20 protein-coding genes are annotated in these 23,979 nt (G+C 61.2%); 11 read left to right on the top strand and 9 right to left on the bottom strand.

The window, feature by feature from the left end:
• The first annotated feature begins 33 nt into the window (after positions 1–33).
• Positions 34–3,837: an SEL1-like repeat protein gene (locus RGCCGE502_RS02955; protein ID WP_016552680.1), complete on the top strand. Its 3,804-nt coding sequence runs from the start codon at positions 34–36 to the stop codon at positions 3,835–3,837.
• Positions 3,838–4,121: 284 nt separating this feature from the next.
• Positions 4,122–4,337, top strand: coding sequence for a hypothetical protein (locus RGCCGE502_RS02960; RefSeq protein ID WP_016552681.1), 216 nt, complete (start codon positions 4,122–4,124; stop codon positions 4,335–4,337).
• A 113-nt stretch (positions 4,338–4,450) separates the two neighbouring features.
• On the opposite strand, the gene RGCCGE502_RS02965 is transcribed toward RGCCGE502_RS02960, so the two are convergent.
• Entirely contained in the window at positions 4,451–4,951 is a 501-nt protein-coding gene (locus RGCCGE502_RS02965) for a MarR family winged helix-turn-helix transcriptional regulator (RefSeq protein WP_016552682.1), read from the bottom strand.
• A 55-nt stretch (positions 4,952–5,006) separates the two neighbouring features.
• On the opposite strand from RGCCGE502_RS02965, the gene RGCCGE502_RS02970 reads away from it, so the two are divergent.
• On the top strand, positions 5,007–5,411 hold the full coding sequence (locus RGCCGE502_RS02970; protein ID WP_016552683.1) for a GFA family protein: 405 nt from the start codon (positions 5,007–5,009) through the stop codon (positions 5,409–5,411).
• Here the strand turns inward: RGCCGE502_RS02970 and RGCCGE502_RS02975 are convergent.
• A complete protein-coding gene (locus tag RGCCGE502_RS02975) occupies positions 5,408–6,613 on the bottom strand; it encodes an MFS transporter (RefSeq protein ID WP_016552684.1) in 1,206 nt (401 codons plus the stop codon). The two genes, RGCCGE502_RS02970 and RGCCGE502_RS02975, sit on opposite strands and share 4 nt — an antisense overlap.
• Before the next feature lie 135 nt (positions 6,614–6,748).
• On the opposite strand from RGCCGE502_RS02975, the gene RGCCGE502_RS02980 reads away from it, so the two are divergent.
• Positions 6,749–7,303 (top strand): TetR/AcrR family transcriptional regulator, encoded by a 555-nt coding sequence (locus RGCCGE502_RS02980; RefSeq protein ID WP_016552685.1) that lies wholly within the window; start codon positions 6,749–6,751, stop codon positions 7,301–7,303.
• A 4-nt stretch (positions 7,304–7,307) separates the two neighbouring features.
• Here RGCCGE502_RS02980 and RGCCGE502_RS02985 read toward each other — a convergent pair whose 3' ends face one another.
• Entirely contained in the window at positions 7,308–10,811 is a 3,504-nt protein-coding gene (locus tag RGCCGE502_RS02985) for a PAS domain-containing hybrid sensor histidine kinase/response regulator (protein ID WP_016552686.1), read from the bottom strand.
• 217 nt (positions 10,812–11,028) lie between these two features.
• Between RGCCGE502_RS02985 and mscL the strand changes: the two genes are divergently transcribed.
• Together mscL and RGCCGE502_RS02995 are read left to right on the top strand one after the other, a co-directional pair.
• Positions 11,029–11,469: a large conductance mechanosensitive channel protein MscL gene (gene mscL / locus RGCCGE502_RS02990; protein ID WP_016552687.1), complete on the top strand. Its 441-nt coding sequence runs from the start codon at positions 11,029–11,031 to the stop codon at positions 11,467–11,469.
• A 123-nt stretch (positions 11,470–11,592) separates the two neighbouring features.
• Positions 11,593–12,759, top strand: a complete 1,167-nt coding sequence (locus RGCCGE502_RS02995) for a pyridoxal phosphate-dependent aminotransferase (protein WP_016552688.1) — start codon at positions 11,593–11,595, stop codon at positions 12,757–12,759.
• Positions 12,760–12,833: 74 nt separating this feature from the next.
• On the opposite strand, the gene RGCCGE502_RS03000 is transcribed toward RGCCGE502_RS02995, so the two are convergent.
• From RGCCGE502_RS03000 to RGCCGE502_RS03015, 4 genes are all read right to left on the bottom strand, one after another.
• Complete coding sequence (locus RGCCGE502_RS03000) at positions 12,834–13,145, bottom strand: potassium channel family protein (RefSeq protein WP_016552689.1); 312 nt, start codon at positions 13,143–13,145, stop codon at positions 12,834–12,836.
• 134 nt (positions 13,146–13,279) lie between these two features.
• Positions 13,280–13,621: a hypothetical protein gene (locus RGCCGE502_RS03005; protein ID WP_016552690.1), complete on the bottom strand. Its 342-nt coding sequence runs from the start codon at positions 13,619–13,621 to the stop codon at positions 13,280–13,282.
• A gap of 109 nt (positions 13,622–13,730) precedes the next feature.
• A complete protein-coding gene (gene cax / locus RGCCGE502_RS03010) occupies positions 13,731–14,876 on the bottom strand; it encodes a calcium/proton exchanger (protein WP_016552691.1) in 1,146 nt (381 codons plus the stop codon).
• Between the two features lie 87 nt (positions 14,877–14,963).
• On the bottom strand, positions 14,964–16,466 hold the full coding sequence (locus tag RGCCGE502_RS03015; RefSeq protein ID WP_016552692.1) for a DUF1254 domain-containing protein: 1,503 nt from the start codon (positions 16,464–16,466) through the stop codon (positions 14,964–14,966).
• A gap of 260 nt (positions 16,467–16,726) precedes the next feature.
• Here RGCCGE502_RS03015 and RGCCGE502_RS03020 point away from each other — a divergent pair, with 260 nt between their 5' ends.
• From RGCCGE502_RS03020 to RGCCGE502_RS03030, 3 genes are all read left to right on the top strand, one after another.
• Positions 16,727–16,918, top strand: a complete 192-nt coding sequence (locus RGCCGE502_RS03020; RefSeq protein ID WP_016552693.1) for a hypothetical protein — start codon at positions 16,727–16,729, stop codon at positions 16,916–16,918.
• A gap of 258 nt (positions 16,919–17,176) precedes the next feature.
• Entirely contained in the window at positions 17,177–18,208 is a 1,032-nt protein-coding gene (gene galE, locus RGCCGE502_RS03025; RefSeq protein WP_016552694.1) for a UDP-glucose 4-epimerase GalE, read from the top strand.
• Positions 18,209–18,349: 141 nt separating this feature from the next.
• Entirely contained in the window at positions 18,350–19,414 is a 1,065-nt protein-coding gene (locus RGCCGE502_RS03030; RefSeq protein ID WP_016552695.1) for an enoyl-CoA hydratase/isomerase family protein, read from the top strand.
• Between the two features lie 3 nt (positions 19,415–19,417).
• On the opposite strand, the gene RGCCGE502_RS03035 is transcribed toward RGCCGE502_RS03030, so the two are convergent.
• Positions 19,418–21,478, bottom strand: coding sequence for an ATP-dependent helicase (locus tag RGCCGE502_RS03035; RefSeq protein ID WP_016552696.1), 2,061 nt, complete (start codon positions 21,476–21,478; stop codon positions 19,418–19,420).
• Positions 21,479–21,559: 81 nt separating this feature from the next.
• The gene (locus tag RGCCGE502_RS03040) at positions 21,560–21,838 is read right to left on the bottom strand and encodes a hypothetical protein (protein ID WP_016552697.1); all 279 of its coding nucleotides are present in this window, start codon (positions 21,836–21,838) and stop codon (positions 21,560–21,562) included.
• Positions 21,839–22,316: 478 nt separating this feature from the next.
• Here RGCCGE502_RS03040 and RGCCGE502_RS03045 point away from each other — a divergent pair, with 478 nt between their 5' ends.
• Together RGCCGE502_RS03045 and RGCCGE502_RS03050 are read left to right on the top strand one after the other, a co-directional pair.
• Entirely contained in the window at positions 22,317–22,574 is a 258-nt protein-coding gene (locus RGCCGE502_RS03045) for a hypothetical protein (RefSeq protein WP_016552698.1), read from the top strand.
• Positions 22,575–22,724: 150 nt separating this feature from the next.
• Entirely contained in the window at positions 22,725–23,873 is a 1,149-nt protein-coding gene (locus tag RGCCGE502_RS03050) for an acyltransferase family protein (protein WP_016552699.1), read from the top strand.
• The last annotated feature ends 106 nt before the right edge of the window (positions 23,874–23,979 follow it).

The raw sequence follows: 23,979 nt of genomic DNA on the forward strand, positions 1-23,979 counted from the left end.
ACGAGGGTTCGGACAGATGAAGCGAGCAAGAAGATGAACGGATCGCGATCAAATTCCCCACGGCATTCCGACAGGGCGTCGCTCGATGCGCTGAACCGCACCATCGAAGGTCTGGAAGCTAGGATCGAGGGTCTGATCGGCACCAGTCCACGCGATCAGCGCCAGCGCGCTCCGGCACCGGAGCGTGAGATCTACGCCGATCCCTATGCCGCCGCCCGCGCGCCCCATGCGGCCGAAGCGCGACCCGATCCTTTCGCCGAAATTCGCCAGCGCCAGCGCATCCTCGAAGCCAGCCGCGAACGCCCGGCAGTGCGCGAGCCTGCTCCCTACACGCGCGAACAGCCAGCGGCCGCTTCGCGTCCTCCTCTTCCGGCCGTCGAACGCGCGCCGCGCGCGGCGGCTCCACAGCCGGGCAACCGAGCCGGCGACGATACGATGACCGAGATCGCACAAGCGCTGGTCAACCTTCGCCAGGACCTGAAGCGTGACATCTCCGATGGCGTGACCCGCGAAATGAATGCGCTGCGCGACGAGATCCGCAGCATCAAAGTTGGAGCGGAAGACCGCCGCTTCGCCGATGACATCCGCGCCGATATGAGCCGTCTCGCCAGCAGCATCGACCAGCTTGCCGGTCGTTCGAACGCGCCCGAGGCGCAAGGCTTGCGCGGCGAGTTCGAAGAGCTGCGCTCGCTGATGGACGGGCTCGCACGCGAAGATTCGATCCGCCACATGGAGACCCGCTGGGACGGATTCGAGAACCAGTTGCACGCGCTCGACACCGCCGGCCTGCAGGAGGAGCTCGTCGCGCTCGCCTACCGGCTCGATGACATCAAGCGCCATATCGGCGGGATGGGCGATAGCCCTGCTGTACGTGTGCTCGAAGATAAGCTTATCTCCATCGCGACGGCGATGGAGCAGTTCGGTAGCATGATCCAGCCGCACGACCGGGCGATGGCCGAGCAGTTTGCGGCGATGGATAGTCGCCTCGACGAAATCAGCCGCGCCATTGCCGCAACCAGCCGTGCAGCCGCGAGCGGCGATCCGGCGATGATGCATCGCCTCGAAGGCCGCTTGAATGCACTTGGCGAACAGATCGACATGATGGGCCGCAGCGTTGCAAGTCGCGCGGCGCCGACCGATGCCCTGGCCGATCGGCTGGAGACGCTGACGCTGCGCGTTGAGGAACTTGCCAACGCCGAGGCAACGTCGCGCCTCGACGAACGTCTGGAGCACCTCTCTTACCTGCTCGAGCGGAGCCAGAAGGCTGCGCCGCAGCCGGAACTGACAGGCGCACTTGCCGACATCTCGCGCAAGATCGATGCGCTGGAGACCGGCTCGGTCAATGATGCGCTGGCGCAGCGCCTCGACTATCTCGCCCGCCGCATCGACGAGATGGACTTCCAGCCGCTTCAGCCGGTCGCTGCACCAGTGGATGACAGCGCCTTCCGCCGCATCGAAAGCAGGCTTGGCGATATCGCCGCGCGCCTCGAGGAGAGCACTGCAGCACCGGCGGCCGACCCGCATGCGCTGAAGAGCCTTGAGGATCAGATCGCAAACCTGTCGGCGCTGATGAGCGAGCCGCGACCTGCAGCTGAGCTGCCGGCGGAGTTCGACCGGCGGATGGGCGCCATCGAAGACTACATGGCGACCAGCGACGAATATATCATTGAGGCTGCCCGCCAGGCGGCGGAAGCAGTGGTCGAAGCATATGCGAGAAGCGGCGCCCTGCAAGGCGGTGCACCGGCGGCCGCTGACATGTCGGCGCTGAATGCGCTTGCCGAAGACCTGCGCCAGCTGGAAGATCTGAGCCGCAGCAGCGAGGAGCGCACGCACAAGACCTTCCAGGCCCTACATGAGACGCTGGTTCAGATCGCCGAGCGCCTTGACACCATGGAAGACCGCGCCGTCACTACTAGACCGGCGCCGAGAATGCCTGTCGCCGATGTCGATTTCGCGGTCGATCCTTATGCTATGATGCAGGCTGGCGCCGAAGACGCCCTGAAGCCCGTTGCGTTCGGAACCCGTACATCGGTCAGCCGCGAGGCCGAGGTTGCCGAGGAAGCGACCGTCGTTCCGGCCATGGCTGCAACGGATACCAGCGTGATCGCGATCGAGGCCGCGACGAAGGCCTCTGCGGATTCCTCGAAGGGCAGCCTGCTTTCCAGCCTCGGCAAGCGTCTGCTGCCCAGCAAGAAGGCAAAGGCGGAAACGACCGTCACCGAACGGACCGTCGTCGATCCTGCGCCTTCGATCGATCCGGTCGATGTGATGCCACCGGAAGCCGCCAATGAGCCGCTTGAACCGGGTTCGGGTGCGCCTGACATCAAGAAGATTCTGGAGCGGGTGCGCGCCAGCCAGAACGCTGCGCGGACAAACGCCAAGCCGGCAACGGAAAACGAGCGCGCCGACTACATTGCCGCCGCCCGTCGCGCTGCGCAGGCCGCCGCCATGGAAACCGAGCCGACCGCCAAGCCGCAGTCAGCGAAGGCCGAGAAGAAGGCAAACGACAAGGATAGGACCAAGGGTGGCGCCTTCTCGCGCTTCCGCCGTCCGATCCTGCTCGCCGTCGGCGCCGTCCTGTTGGCGATCATGGCCTTCCCGCTGGCCCGCACGCTGACCAGCGGCCAGCCGGCGCCGACCGCCGAAGTCGCTGTATTGACGGATTCGTCCAGCAATGTCCTCCCGGTCGATAGCGAAACGGCGCCCGACCAGGTCGTAGCAACCGCTCCGGCAGTCCCGGCCGAAGAAGCCCCTGCCGTGCCGCTCGCAAGCGCCGATCCAACGCCCGCACCGGCCGTACCCGACCACTTGACGGCGACAGCACCACTGAATGGCGATGCGGCCGCTCCACTTGCGCCCTCCGGCACCCCGCAGGATGCCTCCGGCTTCGTGGCCAAGGATACGGCCCCGGTTGCCGCTGGCGTGGCCGCCGCGCCCGCCCCGGCGGTGGAAACAGCCGGCATCGCCATTCCGGACGTCGTGCAGCAGAAGTCGCTTGCCGATGCCGCCAAAAGCGGCGACCCGCTGGCACTTTTCGAGATCGGCGCTCGCTATAGCGAAGGTCGTGCCGGCGTTGCCGCCGATCCAAAGGAGGCGGTAAACTGGTATCAGCTCGCGGCCGACAAGGGTTTCGCGCCGGCTGAATACCGTCTCGGCAACATTTACGAAAAAGGCACGGGCGTTGACCGCGACGTCGCCAAGGCGAAGCAGTATTACGAGCAGGCCGCCAACAGCGGCAACGCAAGCGCGATGCACAATCTCGCCGTGCTTTATGCGTCGGGCGCGCTAGGCCAGCAGGACTACAAGGCGGCCGCGGACTGGTTCATCAAGGCGGCCGACCTCGGCATCACCGACAGCCAGTTCAATTTGGCGATCCTTTGCGCTCGCGGCAACGGCGTCGTGCAGGACCTGACTGAATCCTACAAGTGGTTTGCGATCGCAGCCAAGGGCGGCGACAAGGACGCCGCACAAAAGCGCGACGAAGTGGCGAACGCGTTGAAGCCTGATCAGCTGGAGAAGGCGCGTGCCAAGGCTGACCAATGGAAGGCGGCACCGCTTGATAGCAAAGCGAATGCTGTCGACGCTCCTGACGAGTGGATCGGCAACGCCACCAAGACCTCGACCGTCGATATGAAGAAGGCGATCCGCAACATCCAGGCGATCCTCAATAACAACGGCTTTGATGCTGGTCAGCCGGATGGCGAGATGGGCGCGAGGACCGTCGCGGCGATCAAGAACTTCCAGAAGTCGGTCGGCCAGGAGCCGAGCGGCAAGATCAACGACGATACTGTGAAAGCCTTGCTGGAGCGTAACAAGGGCCCTGCCACGAAGGTCTGATGGCAGCGCGCCAGGACCTCGTGATGCGCCTGCTGGCGTAGGCAGGCCCGTGCAAGCTTCGTCGAGTATCTATAGGCGCGCTTGGAGTCCGTTCCGTGCGGCCAAGAGGCGAGCGGTTGTATCTATCGCAGCTCAAGAAGAATAAATTTCGCATTTGGCGCGTGTTGTTCCGAAAATGCCATTTGCAAAATATTGCAACTATGATTCTTCTTGCTGCGTAAGTGCTCTGCGTATCGTGATTCGGTGAATGTCTTTGATGCTGAATGATTTGGCGGAGATTCCGAATGATTAGTCTTGATATTGAGAGTTGGGCGCTGACGCGAGCTCACCATATCGTCCTGAACGAGGGGTTGAATCTTGCGAAGGCGGCGCAGGATCTGGATCGCAAACGGTCGCGCACCCTGGTTTACGAGCTTCAGAAAGTCATTGCCGCCGCCATCCTTGAAGCGCATGCGGCCTCTTTGAATTCCGATAGGCAGCTCGCTGCCCAAGAGACCTGATCGCAGTCCGTCGCGGCAGCCGCCGGTTCAAGGGGTAGAGCCAGGCGCCTGCTTTGCGTCTTCGTTACGATTATTTCTGGCAGCTTGCATCGGCCGACTGGACAATCGTCTGCCTATGGTTTGCCGGCCTCCGCGTCGAGGGTATCGATCAATCTGGCCATGACGAGCCGAGCTGCCTCGAGCTCGGTGGCGGTGAAGGGCCGCCCGAGCCTGTCGGCCCAATCTGCTTGCGCTACTTCGATGGCGGCGAGGCGGGCTTCACCCTCCTTCGTCAGCTGTACGAGCTTGGCGCGCTGATGCTGCGGGTTGTCGACGTAGCTGATCAGCCCATCATCCTCCAACGTGTCCGCGAGCCGCTGCACACCCTGCCGGGCGACCCCGAGCATCCGGGCGATCTGCGCGACGGAATGGGTGCCGTTTCGCGCCCCCGCGAGTACCTGCCAGCGAGCGCTCGTCTGCCCGGCGGGCTTTGCCAACTCATCGCCGGCGGTGGTCAGGCGACCGGCAAGCCGCAATGCGGTGATAGCGAACAGCGAGAACGCATCGCCTTCCACCGTCCGCTTCGAGTGATTACGTTTGACAACATATTGTCGTTTTGCTATCTCGTCAATCATGACAACATATTGTCATCATCGGGAGCTCTTGCAAAGGGGCCGGAGGAGGAATTCCATGAAGAAGACCTACACGGGCAGCTGCCATTGCGGCACAATCCGCTACGAGGTCGATGTCGACCTGCAGGCTGGCACCGGCCGTTGCAATTGCTCGGTCTGCGGCAAGCGGCGTTATTGGGGGGCCATTGCCAAGCCCGAGGATTTCCGTCTGTTATGTGAAGAGACGGCGGCTGGCGATTATCAGTTCGCAACGATGAGCGGCCACCACCGCTTTTGTACCACCTGCGGCCTGCATGCCTACGGACACGGCCATATCGAGGAGATCGGCGGGGACTACGTGTCGATCAACGTTGCCTGTCTCGACGACATATCGCCAGAAGAGCTTGCCGCACTGCCCGTCCGCTACATGGACGGGCGCCACGACAACTGGTGGAACGAGCCCGCGGTTACGAGTTACCTCTAGCCGCAGGCGGGGACTCTCGCAGCGCGGCCGCGCTCGGCGCGAAGACCGAGCAGCCCGGCTCCGCTCACGAGAATGATCGCCGTTGCATAGAGGTCGGCGGTTATTTGGTAGCCAAGCGATTTGGTCAGGAAGCCGGCGAGGATGGCCGGTAGGCTGAAGGCGAGGTAGCTCTGGATATAGAAGGCGGACAGGAGGCCGGCACGCTCATCAGCCTTTGCAAGTGGCATGATTGTGCCGATTGAGCCGAGGAAATTGGTGCCGAAGCCCGCGCCCGTCAGGAGCGTGCCGATAAGCAGCAGCGGGACGTTGCCGAGATGGACGCCTGCGACGACGGTCAAAATTCCAAGTGTGGTCGCGGCTGTGCCGAAGCCGAGATTGGCGGCGCCGGACTTGTTCCTCCTGCAATAGACAGCCACTGCGCCCGATACCATCAACGCGGTCACGATCGAGCCACCCGTGAGCGGCGCCCGGCTGCCGGTTGTGCTGGCAACCAGTGAGGGAACCAGCGACAGGTAGAACCCACCAAGCGTCCAGTTGGCGATGTTGATCGGCGTCACCAGGGCGAGCGGGCGTTTCACCTGCGGCGGAATTGAGATCGTCGGTTTCAGCGAGTTCCAGAAACCCGGCCGGCGACCACCGGTTTCGCCGGTCGCCCAGATCGCGGCGGCCTGTCCTGCGAAAGCAGCGAGCAGGATCGCATAGACGAGGTGAAGCGGGAACGGTCCGTACTGGATCAAAGCGCTGGTGCCGATAGCGCCGACGGCCATGCCGGAAAGCGGCGCGATCGAGTTGACGAGCTGGCCCTTGGCCCGGTCGATATCGACAAGGGCTGCGCCGATAGACGCGCCGGCAATGCCGGTCGCCAATCCTTGGACGATCCGCGCGGCAACCAGCCAGCCGGGACCGCTTGCCACAACGAACAGCCCCATGGCGATGATCTCCAGAATGAGCGCCGTGAAGATCACCGGCTTGCGACCGAGGTGATCGGAGATCGAGCCGGCAATCAGCAATGCTGCCAGGAGCGCGAATGCATAGACCGCGAAAATGACGGTGATCAGCACCGGCGAGAGGGCAAGATTTTCCTGATAGATCCGGTAAAGCGGCGTCGGCGCGGCCGATGCGCCGAAGAAGGTTGCCAGCGTAATCGCGTGGAAGCGGATCGGATTGCGCGAGGTCTCTGTGGAATTGGCAGCGCGGAACATATATAAGCCTCTTAAAGCTAATTCGTTGCGTTAGCCATTTAGGTCGACTCAGCGCTAAAAGCAAATAATTTGCGTTAATGGATCGGTCAAAGATTTTGAACCATGCGCCGGGCAGGAAGACAGGACGGTAAGAAAATGGCAGCTAAGGAAAATCTCCGCCCCGGTGGCCGCAGTGCCCGAGTGCAGGCATCGGTACATCAGGCAGTGCGCGCGCTGCTTGTCGACATGGACCGGGTGGATGTCACGATCCCGCTGGTCGCCGCAAGGGCTGGTGTCACGCCCTCAACGATTTACCGTCGCTGGGGCGATCTGCAGGAACTGCTGGCGGATGTCGCCGTCGAGCGCCTGCGCCCCGACATGCAGCCAGTCGACACCGGCAGCGGTCGTGGGGATCTCCAAGCTTGGGCGGAGCAATATGCCGAAGAAATGTCCTCGGGCATCGGACGCGAGATAATCCGCGACGTGCTGGCCGCGCAAGACAACGCCAACGCCTGCCAGTGCTCTGCCTTCACGCGAGAACAGATGCAGCTGCTGAGCAACCGGGCGCTTGCCCGCGGCGAAAGCTTTCCGACTGTCGATGCCGTCATGGATCAAGTCGTTGCACCTATCGTCTACCGCATTCTGTTTGACGACGCGCCGAGTGCGGAGCGCGTGCGTGGCCTTGTGGCCGAGGTAATGACCAAGGCCTAGCCGCTCACTCGGCCGCCGCGCGCTTGTGCGCCGAAATCTGCGTAATGTAGGCTCTCAGCGCCGCCGGGCGTACCGGCTTGTGCTGGATGCCGATGCCGTGTCGCTCCGCTTCGGCGCGCACCTCCGGCGTCCGATCCGCCGTGACGATCAGCGCCGGGATGAAGGCGGCGAACCGTTCCCTCAACGTCAGAATGGCGGCAACGCCCGTGCCGTCGCCAAGGTGGTAGTCTGCAATAACCAGGTCCGGAGGCGGCTGACGGGTATCGAGCCCGCTGATGGCGCTTAGCGAATCGACGCACTGGACCTCGCAACCCCAGCCGCTGATGAGGAGCTGCATGCCTTCCAGGATGTGCGGCTCGTTGTCGATGCAGAGGACCTTCAGTCCCTTGAGGCTCTGCGCCGAATGCTCTACCGACTGCAACGCGCCAACCGGTTCGACCAGCCGGGACGTCTCGCGCGGCATGACGATACGGAAATCGGTGCCCTTGCCATGCGTCGAATGCAGTTCCACGGGGTGATTGAGAACGCGCGCGATGCGGTCGACGATCGACAGGCCGAGGCCCAGTCCCGAGGCCGTCTTGGCGCCCTCGTCGAGCCGGGCGAACTCCTTGAAGACCGTCCGGAACTTCGACGGCGGAATGCCGATCCCCGAATCCATCACCTGGATCACCACCTGGTTTCCGCGCCGACGCGCGCCGACCAGCACCTTTCCGTCGACTGTGTACTTGATCGCGTTGGAAACGAGATTCTGCACCAGGCGGCGCAGCAGGTTCGGATCGGATCGCACCCTGAGCGTGGTTGGCATCACCACCAGTTTGAGCTTCTTTTCGCGGGCGATCGGCGCGAAGTCGGTCTGAATCCGCTCCAGTAGATCGGAAAGCGGCACCGAGGCTAGCCGTGGCCGCATGGCTCCGGTATCGAGCCGTGAAATATCCAGCACGGCTCCAAGGATGGTCTCTACCGATTCCAGCGCCGAATCGATGTTGCGGACGATAGCGCTGCTATCGGACTGGCCCATGCGCTCGACCAGCGCCGATGAGTAGAGCCTGGCGGCATTGAGCGGCTGCAGGATGTCGTGGCCGGCGGCGGCAAAGAAGCGCGTCTTGCCAAGATTGGCTTCATCTGCCGCTGCCCTTGCCTCGCCGAGTTCGTGGTTGACGCGCGTGAGCTCGGCGGTCCGTTCTGCAACGCGCTGTTCCAGCGTTTCGTTCGCCTGCTTCAGCGCCCGGTCGGCTGCAACGCGTTGGGTGATATCGGTGAAGGTCGCCACGATACCTTTGTCCGGCATTGCGTTCGAACGCACTTCGATGATCCGCTCGCCGCCGCCGAGCACCAGCGCGAAGGGCTTGTCCAGCGTCAGGAAGTGACGGACGGTGTGGTGCACGTCGCCGGCTGGAATATCGCCGCGCTGGCTGAGGATCGCCACGATCTCGGCAAGCGGGAAGCCGACTTGTCCGGCGTTTTCGGGCAGGTCGAGGAGTTGTCGGAAGCGCCGGTTCCAGATCGTCAGGTTGTTCGAGCTGTCGAAGACCGCGATGCCCTGGTCCATCTGCGAAAGCGCTGTCTGCAGCATGTCCTGGTTATACTGCAGCGCCTCGCTCGCCTGATCGAGCAGCCAGGCAGTATCGGCGGAGGCGTCCTCCATCTTCTGAAGGATCAGCGACAGAACGAGCCGAGCGGAGGAGGATCCGATGGCGCTGCCGAGCAGCTGCTCGGTGAAGTGAATGAGCGCCATGTCCGCCGGCTGATCGTCCTCCAGCTTGCGGCCCGAATTCTGCTGATAGGTCTGGAACGACCGTTCCATGCGCTCCTCGCCGAGATAGCGCGAGATTGTCGCCTTCAGGTCGGCGATACTGATGCGAGTTTTCCAGCCGCGCGTCGCAAACTGCGAGCGGGACTGCCGCTTGACGAAGATGCCGGCCTGGATGCGTTCGAGCGGTCGCGCATTGCGGGTCACCGAACCAATGATGAAGAAGGCCGTGTTGACGAGCAGGCTCATGACCGTGGCATTGACCAGCGGGTCGGCGTCGGGTCCGCTGAAAAATGTCGTGCCCGGAAACAGGAACCCAAGGACCGCCCTTGCGACGGAAGAGTAGTCCGGCCCGCCAAGTGATGGGAGGAACAGCAGGTAGATCCAGATCACGAAGCCGGAGGTCAGCCCCAGGATGGCGCCGCGCGCGTTGGCCCGCCGCCATAAGAGGCCGCCGAAGAGCGAAGGGGCCATTTGTGCGATGGCGGCAAAGGAGAGCAGGCCGATCGAGGCAAGCCCGGTCGTGCTGTCAGTCGATCGGTAATAGGCGTAGCCGAGCAAAAGCACGGCGAAGATCGCACTGCGCCTGACGTTGAGCAGGGTCTTGGCGAAGTCGTTGCGCTGGCCGGTGCGGTCGGTCAGCTTCCGATGCAGGAAGATCGGCATGATGATGTCGTTGGACACCATGATCGACAGCGCCACCGACGCGACGATCACCATGGCCGTTGCCGCCGAAAACCCGCCGATAAAGGTGATCAGCGAGACAACAGGCATCTGCCCGGCAAGCGGCAGCGAGAGCACATAAAGATCGGCATTGCCGCCGCCGCCGAAGGTCAGCAGGCCTCCGATCGCCACCGGCAGCACGAAGAGGTTGATGACGATGAGATATAGCGGGAACAACAATCCCGCGAGCCGGAGCTCCCGCGCCGTCCTGTTCTCGACAACCGTGACGTGGAATTGTCGCGGCAGCATGATGATGGCGAAGGCCGACAGCAGAATGAGGGTGATCCAGCGGCTGAGCGGCGTCTGATAGTGGAGCGCCGAGAGCACCAGCTGGTTTTCGGCCGCCTTCTGCCAGAGATCGGAGGGGCCGTCGAACAAGAACCAGATCACGCAGACACCGGCCGTCAGGAAGGCGAGCAGCTTGACGACCGACTCCATGGCAATGGCGAGGATCAGCCCGTCCTGGTGTTCGGTTGCATCGGTGTGGCGCGTGCCGAACATGATCGCGAAGCAGGCGAGGACCAGAGTGACCAGCAGCGGCAGGTCAAGGAAATAGAGATTGCCGCTGCCGATACCGTAGTCCGACGGATCGAGCATCGCCGTTACCGTGGTGGACACTGATTTGAGCTGCAGCGCGATGTAGGGGATAGCGCCGACCAGCGAGATCAGCGCAACGATGGTCGCGACCGTGGAATTCTTTCCATAGCGCGCAGAAATGAAGTCGGCGACGGATGTCAGCTTTTCCGCCTTGGCCAGCTCGATGATCCGGCGCAGCAGCGGCATGCCGAGCGTGAACATCAGGACCGGCCCGATATAGATCCCCAGGAACTCCAGCCCGCGCTGCGATGCCTGTCCGACGCTGCCGAAGTAAGTCCAGGACGTGCAGTAGATCGCAAGGCTCAGTGCATAGACGACCGGCCGCCCGCCCGGCGGTGTGCCGAACATCCGCCGCTTGCGATCACCATGGCTTGCCACGGCAAAGAGCAGCAGCAGATAGCCGAATGCAGATGCGAGTATGACCCAACCTGGCAGCATCGAACCTCCGCCAGCGCACCACGCGCCGGCTCTCCCGGATGCTTCGAGACTACGGCAATTCCCCACCTTTGAACATCAGGGGGCATCTAGGCATTAAGTCAAAGACCGCTCACCCCAGCCGATATTCTGTAATTAGCGATTGAATAATTGCATCGAAGATGTAGCTAATGAAAACAATGACCTGTCAGTGCAACTGCATCAGAGGGAGACGGATCGGATGCTCAACGAGTTCAAAGCATTTATCGCCCGCGGCAATGTCATGGACCTTGCAGTCGGTGTCATCATCGGCGGTGCGTTCGGCGGTATCGTCAAGTCGTTGGTGGACGACGTCATCATGCCGATCGTCGGCGCTCTCTTCGGCGGCTTCGACTTCTCGAACTACTTTGTCGGCCTGTCGTCCAACGTCAATGCTCCAACTCTGACTGCCGCCCGCCAGCAGGGCGCCGTTCTGGCCTATGGCAGCTTCATCACCGTCCTCATCAACTTCATGATCCTGGCGTGGATCATCTTCCTGATGGTCAAGGGCGTGAACACGCTGCAGAAGCAGGTCGACAAGCAACTGAAGCTCAAGGAAGACAAGGCAGAGCCGGCGGCGCCGCCGGCCGATGTGGCGCTTCTCACCGAAATCCGCGATCTCCTCGCCAAGCGCCCGGCGTAACGTCGGCACATGGTCCTGCCGGTCGCGGCAGGACCATCCATCACAGAAATCGATGTTGCTTCACCGATTGTCATGAGATTTCCGGCTGTCTTTGCTCTATGTAGGCAGAAACCGGAGTGATGCATGTCGATTGTGAGCAGCCTTAGCCCGCGCGCCGTCCTGGCGCCCGAAAGCGGGATCGTCGAAGTCGTCAACTATGCCCGCGGCCGTGATGGCCTCCTGCCGCTTTGGGTCGGTGAGGGGGATTTGCCGACGCCCGAGTTCATCAACAAGGCGGCGATGGATGCGCTTTCCGGCGGCGAGACCTTCTATACCTATCAGCGTGGCATTCCCGAGCTGCGTCAGGCGCTCTCTGATTATTACGCGCGGCATTTCGGCGTCACCCTGCCGGTCGAGCATTTCTTCGTCACCGGTTCCGGCATGCAGGCGATCCAGATCGCCGTGCAGGCGCTGACCTCGCCGGGCGATGAACTCGTCTACCTGACGCCTGCTTGGCCGAACATCGCGGCAGCCCTGGAAATTGCCGGCGCGCGTTCCGTCGCAGCCCAGCTGAGTTTCGAAGGTGGCAAATGGGCGGTCGATCTCGACCGCATCGGAGCAGCCATTACGCCGAAGACCAAGGGACTGTTCATCAACACGCCGTCCAATCCGACTGGATGGACCGCAAGCGAAGATGACCTTCGGGCCATCCTGGCGCTGGCGCGCAAGCATGATCTCTGGATCATGGCGGATGAGATTTATGCCCGCTACTACTTTGCTGGCGGTCGCGCGCCGTCTTTCCTCGACGTGATGGAGCCGGACGACAAGGTGATGTTCGTCAACTCCTTCTCGAAGAACTGGTCGATGACCGGCTGGCGTGTAGGCTGGATCGTCGCGCCGGCGCAGACCGGCCAGGTGCTCGAAAACCTCATTCAGTATTCCACGTCTGGTGTCGCACAGTTCATGCAGCGTGGAGCGGTCACGGCCCTGAACGACGGCGACGCGTTCGTGCAGTCCAACATCGACAAGGCCAGGCGCTCGCGCGACATCTTGTGTGACGCGTTGATCGCCACGAACCGTGTCGAGACGCTGAAGCCGGACGGCGCCTTGTACGCATTTCTGAAGATCGACGGCGTGACCGACAGCCGTAGCGCGGCGATCGACATCGTCGACAAAACGGGTGTCGGCCTGGCGCCGGGCGCGGCCTTCGGGCCGGGCGGAGAGCTCTTTCTGCGCGCCTGCTTCCTGCGCGATCCGGCCCAGGTCCAGATCGCGGCCGATAGGTTGTGCGATTACATCCTGAAGCTCTGACGGAATTTGCAGCATATCACGCGGCGCCAGCCAGCTCATGAGCTGGCCTCGTCGCTCTACTCGGCCCCGTCGCTTTACTTGGCTTTGTCGCGACCTGCCGCCTCAAGCGCCTGCACGCTGGCGGCAACAACTAGGCCGGTCAGGATGATTCCGGAGAGTCCGATCGGCAGGATGAGCATCCGCGCCACAGTATGCTTGGGCGCAAGGTCGCCATAGCCGATCGTCAGACCAGTGACGAAGGTGAAGTAAAGGGTTTCACCGATCCGCCAACCCTCGATCCGACCGATGACAAACCCGGATCCGATCATGATGACAAGGACCCCCGAGACGATAGGCCAGAGTACGCGAACTTGCTGGAGCAGCGCGGCAAAGAACAGCCGTCTCATCCGTTTGGCTCGGTTCCTGGAGCTTGCCGACATCGTCATGTGCCTTTCGAGATCGCACGATATGCATGCCGCGCGCCTGCAAACGGATACATCGCCCGCGCGAGGTGTGTCATGGAAAGGGTGCTGAGAAGGTTTCAGTCACCAGGACCGTCATCATAGTCATCGTCGTCGTCATCATCGTCGAACTCGGTGGGGTCGACCACGGCGACCAAGTAGACGCGCCAGCTTCGGTCGTCGTCGGACAAGGACGCCGTTGCTGTCGCGGGCCGCTCCTGCCAAATCTCAAGCTCCGGTGGGGAAGGTTCCCGCAGCCCTATCTGCGAAACGCCGTCCCAGAGCGAACGGCCCTCGTTTTGCAGAACGCGGAGATCGCGCAGCAGTGTCCTGTCGGTAAGCCGGGTAGCAGCAGCGGCATCGTTTGCCGCTTCGAAGGCGACGATACCGCGCCCCGAGACTTCGGCCACATAAACGGTCATCTTTCGATCCTTTCGCGAGACAGTTGGACGGCATGCGAAGGCGGAGGCAGTGATATGAACGCTGGTGAACCCGCTTACTCAGGTGATTGCACGTTCAGCAACAGCGGCATCATGACGGATTCGTGGGAGGCAAGACAAACAGTGTGAACGCGAAAATTGCATAAAGCGCCAAAGCCATCACGCCGGCATACCAAGCCCCACGGCCGCCATTGGACAAGAGGGTCGCGGCCAAGGTGGCGACGATCATCATCGTCACGGCGCCCTGCCAAAACTGCAATGTCATGGGTTCCGGGCCGATGAAATAGCTGACGAGCACCAATACCGGCGCGACAAACAAGGCAATTTGGGCTGCACTCCCCAGCGCAATCCCGATACTGAGGTCCAGCCGATTTGCACGAGCGGCGGAAAACGCTGTGGTCATCTCCGCAGCCGCACCTACCAAAGCGACGACGATGAAACCCACAAATGCCGGCGTCATCCCGAGGTGCTCGGCAGCAGCCTGAACAGAGCCGACGAAGATCTCGCTGACCAGTGCGACCAGCAGCGTCACGACAACCAATATGGCGATGCTCAGGCCAAGCGGCCATAGCTTTTCGTCCTCTTCCGCATGGCTGACACTTGCGAAAAGCTCGCGGTGTGTCCGCAACGAAAACAGCATGCCCAGCGCATAGACGGCAATGAGAAGGATCGCCAATCCAAGGCTCAGCTTTTGGGAGACGTCAAGTGCGGGAGGCTGGTCCACCTCGCTGATCAGTGAAGGAACCAGGACCGCAATCGTCGCGAGAAACAGCAGACAGGCCTGAAAGCGAGCGTTGACCCGGTTGAATTCCTGCACATGATGCTTGAGTCCCCCGAGCAGGAACGAGCCGCCCAGCATGAAAAGGGTATTGGTGACGATCGCGCCGGCGAGCGATGCCTTGACCAACAGATATTGACCAGCCTGCAAAGCCGCGAGCGAGATCACGAGTTCGGTCAGGTTGCCGAGCGTAGCATTGAGCAAGCCGCCGACGGCGTCTCCGGTCTTGGCCGCAACCGCTTCGGTTGCACGGCTGAGAAGCGCGGCCAAAGGTACGATCGCGACGACCGAAGCAAGAAACAACAGCGTGTGGCGATCGGGAAAAATCCGTTCCAGAAGAATGACAACAGGCACGAAAACGATCAGCCCGAGAACCGGTGCATGACGGATTTCGTCGATGACAACTCTTCCCACCGAAGACGACGGTGCGATGGACTGCTTTTCCCCAGGATTGCCCATATCTCTTCTCCGGAATCGGAGCGACCTAAGACGAAGCCTACCACCTTTCATAGTTACTGCCACGACGTCTTGAGCGTGTGGTGCACGCTACTTCAACTTGACGACGTCATCCGGCTTCCAGGTCTGATCGAAGAATTCAGTGCCGGTGCCGTAGAGGCGGACTGCAGCAATGAAGTCACGGCCCGCGACCGTCTGGATCCAGTTGGCGTCCGGAGCTTCGGCCGGCTTGGTCGTTCCGAAATAGAGATCGACCGATCCGTCATCGTTGGTCTTCACCTTGTAGAAGCCATTGATCGACGGCAATAGCTGCTTGGTTTCCGGCATCGATCCATCTGTAACATTGTAGGCGGTCACGGCCCAAAAGAGGGCGGCCGGTGGATTGGGAGGTAGGTGCAGTTTGTAGGCATTCGATCCATTCAGGAAATTGCCATCGGCGTCGCGGGCAGTGAACGGATACTTCGAACCTGCATCAAGCGTCCGCATGACCATCGCCGGAGCGGATGAATAGGCAAACTGGAAGTAAGAGGCGCGCTGGAGAACATCCAGATAGCTGTCCTGCATCCATTCGGCGGTGCCGCCCGCCCAGATGTTTTCGTACTGCCGGTCCTTGTAGTAGAGATTGCGCTTGTCAGGGCGGCCGAGCTGGCGGCTTGCCAGGATCATCTTGGGTGCTGTTTCGATAGCTTTCTGCAGGGCGGCGGTCTGCTTGTCGGTTGGCTCGAAGGGCTGACCTTTGATGATACCAATCGACGCGAGCATGCCGCGTGTCACCGGATCGATCGAAGCGACTGGCTCGTAGTCAACGAACGCCTTCAGTTTCGTCCAGTAGGTATTGCCCGTTGGGTACATCATGTTGACGCGCTTGCCGCTCGCGTCGGGGAACTGCATGGGCCTGACATCCTTCTCGGGTGCCCAAAGGGGATAGACCCGCGTCCGCTCCGCATTTGCGGCGGCTGGACCCGGATCAGGGCCGTTCTCGCCTTTTGCCATGACTGTTCGGAAGAACAGGAATACATTGTAGGTCGGCGACTTGAATGCAAAGTAGCCCTTAGGGATTTCTCCGTCGTAGTCTGGCGGCAGGAGCAGATACAGACCGCCGCGCGCCCTGTCGGGACCAATTGCGCCGACGTCGGTAAGCGTGTGCTGGTAGAAGTCAGTAAACATGCCGATGACGTTCGGGGGCGCGGCCACGACTAGCGGCCCGTCCTTCTTCAGATCGAGATAGCTCATCGAGTAGATGACGTCGGCATTGGGCGTTGGAACCCATGTACGGCTGTCCATGCGCTCCTTCCAGATCGGCAAGACATTGTAGCCGGAGCCGAAGGTTGCTTCCGAACCGTCGCGCATGCCGATGGTGTTGAGAATGGGCAGAGTCAGGACATAGGCTTGTACTGCGTTTTGGTAATAGAACTCATCGCGAAGCGACTCCGCTTCCTGCTGCGGCAGCCAGTTTCCCTTGTTGATCTGCTCCATGAGAGGAGGGATGCTACTGTCGTCCTGTGCACGGAGCGGCGAATTGCTCATGGAAAGTGCAACGCCCGTGAGCGACGTCAGAAGCGAGGCATACGCCAAAGCCGAGAGTCGGTTCATTGGGGAACTCCTAAGAATGAGGAACAGATCATTCGCCCGAGGATCGGGCCATTCTTTTTGCGTTCGCGTAAGTACGTTACGGTAACAATGCTGGTTGCGAGCGGATGGTGGTGGACGCTCGGAGCGCCGGGAGCCCGAACACCGCGCCCTGCGCAGCACCCGCCGCCTCGTTCAGCCTTCGGACCCAGACAGCCGGCATACCGGCTATACAGCTTGAGCATGTTTGTGTAGCAATTCCCTGAGAGGTTTAGGGGTGCATCTTGGTCAGGAAGATAATTTCCCTCGTTCTGGGCACCGTCTTGGTATTCGCCGGGATCTACGGCCTTTTGTATCTGCTGTTCTTCACTGTTGATCCCGTCAGAACTCTGTACTTCCTGGTTCCCATCGGATTGTTTGCCGTCGGGATAGCCATTCTTTGGGAAGATCTGACGGCACTCATTCGACGCCATTGAAGATTGGAAGTTGGCTGCCGCCAGCGACGCCCGCGCCGCCGCTTAGGCGATAAGCAGCCCGTCGATCGAGAGCGCTGGATTCTCAAAATAGTCCCCGAAATGGCACAACGATAAAATTGTAACAGAGCTCGAAATCCGCCCCTAACCAAGCCATCAAACTTACCGGCGCGGAAGCCCTGCAGGGCCCATTCGATAGGAGATTTTGAAAGGAAAAACGGCGTCAGATGCCCCCGCGTGAATGAAGCGGGGATGTGGGATATGGCAATTTTGGTCACGGGCGGGGCGGGCTACATCGGCAGCCACATGGTCTGGACATTGCTGGATGCAGGCGAAGACGTCGTTGTGCTGGACAACCTTTCGACCGGGTTTCGGTGGGCGGTGGCTCCGCGCGCACGCTTCTATCTCGGCGATGTCGCCGATGCCCAGCTTCTGAAGACTATCTTCATCGAGAACGACATCGAAGCCATCATTCATTTTGCCGGCTCGGCGATCGTGCCCGTGTCCGTGTCAGATCCGCTCGCCTATTACGACAACAATTCCGGCAAGACGCGGGCGCTGTTGAGCGCTGCGATCAATGCGGGCATCCGCCATTTCGTCTTTTCCTCGACGGCAGCGGTCTACGGCCCGCAGAAGACGTCCGAGCCGGTCAAGGAGACGGCGCCGCTCAATCCGGAAAATCCCTACGGCCAGTCGAAGCTGATGACGGAATTCATGTTGCGGGACGCGGCGGCCGCCTACGATTTCAACTATGTCGCGCTGCGCTACTTCAACGTCGCCGGCGCCGATGCGCTGGGGCGTACGGGCCAATCGACGTCCGGCGCCACCCACCTGATCAAGGTCGCCTGCGAGGCGGCTCTTGGCAAACGCAGCGGCGTGCAGGTTTACGGCATCGATTATCCGACCCATGACGGCACCGGCGTCCGCGACTACATCCACGTCAGCGACCTTACCGCGGCTCACCTGAAGGCGCTGCAGCATTTGCGCCATGGCAGCGGCTCACTGGTTGCCAATTGCGGCTATGGCACCGGCTATTCGGTGCTCGACGTGCTCAACATGGTCACACGCCTGCACGGGCATTCCTTCAAGGTTCACATAGCGCCGCGGCGTCCAGGCGATGCGGCAAGTGTGGTCGCGGACTCAGGCCTTGCCCAACGCGTTCTGGATTGGAAGCCGAAGCACGATTCGCTGGAGACGATCGTGCAGAGTGCGCTCGACTGGGAGCTGTTCCTGATGAACCGCAACGTCGACGATCTGCAAAGTCTTCACCGGGCGCTCGCAGCCTCGTTCTGAGAAACAAAGCCCATCCCCAGTCCCAGCCATCGACTATGCCGTCGAGTGCGTTAAGGTGGCATGACGCTTGGCAGCGCCGGTTTTCGTCAAGATGGGTCCGGATCGTGATACCAACGCGCAACGGGAAGCGAGGAGGTCAGCATGCGGGACGAGGTTCAGCAGAGTGAGGTGATTGTCGAACGGCGCGCCTCGGCCGGCATCATCCGTCTCAATCGACCGCGTGCGCTGAACAGCCTCACACTCGACATGGTCCGCGCCTTTGCCGCTGCAATGGACGACTTCGCGGCGGACGCCAATATCGCTACCGTGATCGCGTCGGGGGAAGGCGACCGCGGCTTCTGTGCCGGCGGGGACATCCGCGCACTGCATGAGAGCGGCCGGACCGGTACGGATCTGGCAATGACCTTCTGGCGCGAAGAATTCCGCCTGAATCATCGGATTGCCACCTATCCAAAGCCTTATGTGGCGCTGATGGACGGCATCACCATGGGCGGAGGTGTCGGCCTCGGCTCGCATGGCCGCCACCGCGTCGTGACGGAGCGAACCAAGCTTGCCATGCCGGAAACGGGTATTGGGTATTTTCCGGATGTGGGGGCAACTTGGCTGCTGCCGCGCGCACCCGGCGAGGCCGGCACCTGGATGGGTCTCACGGGCCTGACCGTCGACGCCGCTGATGCCATCTATGCCGCGCTGGCCGATCATTACATCGCGTCCTTCCGGCTGCCTGACGTCGTCGATACGCTGGCGGAATTGCCGCGAAACGCAGGGACTCGCGATGTCGAGGCGGTGCTGAAGAACCTTTCCAGCGATCCGGGGACGAGCGCCATAAAGAGCAACCGCGACCTGATCGAACGTTGCTTTCATTTCGGCACTGTCGAGGAAATCATCCATGCGCTCGAGAAGGAGCCCGGCGAATTTGCCGCCGAAACGCTGCGGATCATTCAGACGCGCTCGCCGACCAGTCTGAAGCTTGCGCTTCGTTTGTTGCGTCAGGGAAGGCAGAGCAGAAACATCGCCGAATGTCTGAACCACGAGCTCGGCGCCTGTCAGCAGATATTGAAAAGCCCGGATTTCTACGAAGGCATCCGCGCCGCCATCATCGATAAGGATCGCAACCCACACTGGATGCCGGCGACACCGGAAGCGGTCGACCAGGCGGCGATCGATGCCTTCTTCCGGCCTCCAGAGCCGCCGCTCGCGCTCTGAGCTTCAACGCCACATGCCACGCATGCGCGCGCCGACATCGACGCGCACCTGCCGCGCCTGATGCGACCCGCCGCCGTCGGCTCTGGATTGCGGCCAGCCGACCACCTCGAAGAATTGCAGCAAGGTTGCCGGAATGAAGCGCGTGCGTGATGCGTAGACGTGCCGGTCGCCCTGCGCATTCTGGCCGTGCGTGAAGAAGCGTTGCGGCACGACGAGGTCGAGATTGTCCTTGGCGCGGGTCATCGCGACGTAGAGCAGCCGCCGCTCTTCCTCGATCTCGGCGCTCGTGCCGACCGCAAGGTCGGACGGGATGCAACCGTCGACGACGTTCAGCATGAATACGCGCGTCCATTCCTGCCCTTTGGCGGAATGGATCGTGGAGAGGATAAGATAATCCTCGTCGAGCAGCGGCACGCCTGCCTGGTCGCTGGTGGCATCCGGCGGGTCGAGTGTCAGCTCCGTCAGGAAGCGCTCACGGGAAGGATAGCCGCTGGCAATCTGCTCGAGTTGCAAAAGGTCGGCCTGGCGGGTCGAGGCGTCCTCGTGCAGGCGTTCGAGATGCGGCGAATACCACTCGCGGACAAGGCCGATCTCCGCCGGCCAGCCGGCCTTTCCGGTCTTCACCTCCTGCAGCATCGCAACGAAGGCCGTCCAATCCTCGCCCGAACGGGGAGGGGCCGGCAGTTCGGCAAGCGTCTGCATCGGGCTCGCATCCGCCGCCATCTGGTCGATGACGCGCTGCGCCGTCGAGGGTCCGACACCGGGGAGCAACTGCATCAACCGGAAGCCGGCGACGCGATCGCGCGGGTTCTGGGCAAAGCGCAGGGCAGCCATCATGTCCTTGACGTGCGCGCTGTCGAGGAACTTCAGCCCGCCGAACTTCACGAACGGGATGTTGCGGCGGGTCAGCTCGACCTCCAACGCGCCGCTGTGATGCGAGGCGCGGAAGAGCACCGACTGCTGCTTGAGCTTCACCCCTTCTTCGCGGTTCTCCAGCACCTTGTCCGCGACATATCGCGCCTGTTCGGTTTCATCGCGCACGGTGACGAGCCTCGGACGCTGAGCCGACTGGCGCTCGGTCCAGAGGTTCTTGGTGAAGCGTTCCGAGGCGAGGTCGATCACGGCGTTTGCCGCAGCGAGGATTGTCTGCGTTGAACGGTAGTTGCGATCGAGCGTGATGATGTTGGCCGACGGACTGAACGCCGCGGGAAAGTCGAGGATGTTGCGCACGGTGGCGGCGCGGAAGGAATAGATCGACTGCGCATCGTCGCCGACGACAGTCAGGCCTTGCCCGCCGGGTTTCAATGCGAGCAGGATCGACGCCTGCAGCCGGTTCGTATCCTGATACTCGTCGACAAGGACATGATCGAAGCGGTTGCCGATATCGTCCGCGATGATCGGTTCGCTGACCATCTGCGCCCAGTAGAGCAGCAGATCATCGTAATCCAGAATGTTCTGGCTCTGCTTGGCCTCGACATAGGCGCCGAAGAGGTCTCGCAGATGGTTCTCCCAGGCCGAGCACCAGGGGAAGGCGCCGCGCAGAACGAGACCAAGTTCACCTTCCGAATTGACGACACGCGAATAGATCGCAAGGCAGGTGCCTTTGGTCGGAAATCGGCTCTCCATCTTCGAGAAGCCGAGCTCGTGCCGGATGAGGTTCATCAGATCGGCGCTGTCTTCCCGGTCATGGATCGTGAAGGCGGGGTCGATGCCGATCTGCTCGGCGTAGTCGCGCAGCAGCCGCGCCCCGATCCCGTGAAACGTTCCGCTCCAGGCCAGCGCATCCGCCATGATCCCGGAATTGCTGCCGAGTACCTGGGCGCAGATCCGCTCGACACGCCGCGCCATCTCGGCGGCCGCGCGTCGGGAGAACGTCATCAGAAGGATACGGCGTGGATCGGCGCCCTTGACGATCAGGTGCGCAACACGGTGCGCCAGGGTGTTGGTCTTGCCCGAACCAGCGCCGGCGATGACCAGCAGCGGGCCGGCAACGTGGCTGCCGTCAGCGAGCGTGCCGTATTCGACGGCCGCGCGCTGCTGCGGATTGAGCTTTTCAAGATACATTCAGCCGTCCGGTTGCTTCGGCGGAGAATCGCCCCGCGAAAATATTCGACGTTCCTTGAATGTTCTCGAACGGCGCGTGTGTCAAGAACCGCCTCGTGAGGGGAAATCGGGCACGATGACGCGTCGCACGAGCTTCAGGCTGCGATCCGGTTGAAGGATATAGGTCTCTTTGACTCTGCTGCCGGTTGAGTCATAGAACGAATTGTAGATGGCACTGCCTGGCGGAGACTTGGTCAGCTTCGTGCGCGGCTGCCCGCCATAGGTGATGCTTCCCGGAATTGGCTGAACCTCGCTCGAGCTGTCCGTCGTGCAGCTCGATAGCATGACGAGCGATAGAATTGTCGGAAGCAGACATCTCATCGTTGCAACCCCTACCCAAGCCGTTGGTATATATGGCCCGCCAGGTCGAGACGCCAAGTAGCTTGCCCCGGCATCAGTGAGATTCTTTCGAGTATAGATTGGTGCGGCTCGACTAAAGTGCAGCCTGGCGTCAGTCGATGCTGACTTTTCTATCAAAGGATTCGTCCGGCAGATGGGTTACGTCGAACGGACCGTTGGTCTGGCGGGAGACTTGCTCGCAAAGGGCTATGCCTGGGGCTGCAGCGGCGGGCAGTAGTCGGTCTAACCAAATATAATACTGTAAAGTCATCCGTTTTGGCGCGCGCATACAGCATGTAGCTGGGTGCCCGGAAGAGTCCGTCTATCATTATGTAAAATCATACAATTTAGCCTGATCGAAAATACGAAGAATTAACTGTGCGAAAGTAGTAGCGGTGACACTGGAACTAAAAGCGCTTTTCATTAGTTAATGCTTGTAATCAAAACACGGGAGAAGCGCATGCAAAGACTTCTTCGATCGGGAGTGCCGGCATTTGCGCTGGCAATAGGGACCTTCATCACCCCAGCTTCGGCTTCGCTCGAGATTACGAGCGACTACTCCGCATTGCCGCGGGATGAAATGGCAATGAACGAATACACTGGCTCCGTGTCCTGCACCGAGCCGGCGACACACTATGTTCCATCGTTCATTCGATCGTTTGACGGCACCATTATCGGCGTCGGCTATCTCGAGGTGCAGAGCGACGATCGTTGTTGATCGTCTCATTTCGTCATGGAATCCCTGAAATAAGGTAGCCAAGGTCGCGCTTCCCAAGGGCGTCGATCAACTTTTCTGGTTGCGCGTTGTGCATTGCAGCACATTGCGTTAGCTTCCCGCGAAGCTGAGCCTCAACCAGAAGGATACCCTATGATCATTGAGAGCAAGCGGATCGGATGCCTCGACGGGCTGCGCGGCCTAGCCGCGCTCTGGGTCATCCTTGGCCACAGTCTGCAATTGACGGGCTGGCACCTTCCGATCCTTTCGTCGCCGGATTTGGGCGTCGACCTCTTCATTATGCTGTCCGGCTTTCTGATGGTCTTTCACTATCGGTTGCGCGAGACGGCCAATCCCTGGGAAAAGCCGGCCACCTGGTTCGGCTTCTGGCTGAAGCGTTTTTTTCGCATCGCGCCGCTCTATTATGTGATGCTGTGTATGGCGCTGCTGCTAGGCCCGCAGCTCTATCAAGCCCGCATGGTCATCGACACATTTCTCGCGCATGGCCCGCAATTGCCGGAGCGTTATCTGGACGATAGCCTCGGCAATCTTCTAATGCACGTAAGCTTCCTCTTCGGGCTGCATCCGGCCTATGCGTTCCGCACGGCGTTGCCCGACTGGAGCCTCGGTCTGGAAATGCAGTTCTATGCCGTGTTTCCGATTGCGATGCTGCTCTTGAGGAAAACCAGATGGTTGCCGGGCGCCGCCTTGATTGCACTTGTGGGCTTTGTGATCGCAAAGGCGATCCAGGCGGCGCATATCGACTTTCCGATGCCGTCTTTCCTGCCGCTGAAGATGCACGTTTTCCTGTGCGGCATGCTGATCGCCAATGGGTTGTTCGTGACGCCGCGGCAAACCGTTATGAATGGTCTCTTGGCAGTCATTCTGGTGATGATTCCGATCGGCGGCGATATGACCACGACGAAGATCGGCGTCCGGCTGCTTCTCGTCGTCGGCTTCTTCGCCTTGGTGCACTGCCACCTGTTGCCAGGCCTGATTGGGAGGCTTGGCGACCGCGTTTCGTCACTCATGGGAAATCGCTTCTGCCATTGGCTGGGGGAGCTTTCGTTCGGCGTTTACCTGATCCATCTGCTCTTGCTGCAGCCGATCGCCGCGCTTGTCATCAGGCATTTCGGGGCTGGGATTTCCGCGCCGGAACGATTTGCGATGGTTGTCGCCGCTCTTTTGCCGACGGCCTATGTGCTGGCATACCTGGGCTTCACCCGTATCGAAGGACCGGGTCAGAAGCTTGGGCGTAAGGTTCTTGAAAAGATCCGCGGGCGCCGGCTCGAGCCGGCGTGATGGGCAAGCTATTGCAATCGAGGCTCGTCTGCTTTCGCAGAGGGTGACGAGCCTCTGACCATCATCATGATGGCTGCCGATGTTCTATTGAGGGACGTGCCTTAAT

The organism is Rhizobium grahamii CCGE 502, assembly GCF_000298315.2.
Lineage (GTDB): Bacteria > Pseudomonadota > Alphaproteobacteria > Rhizobiales > Rhizobiaceae > Rhizobium > Rhizobium grahamii.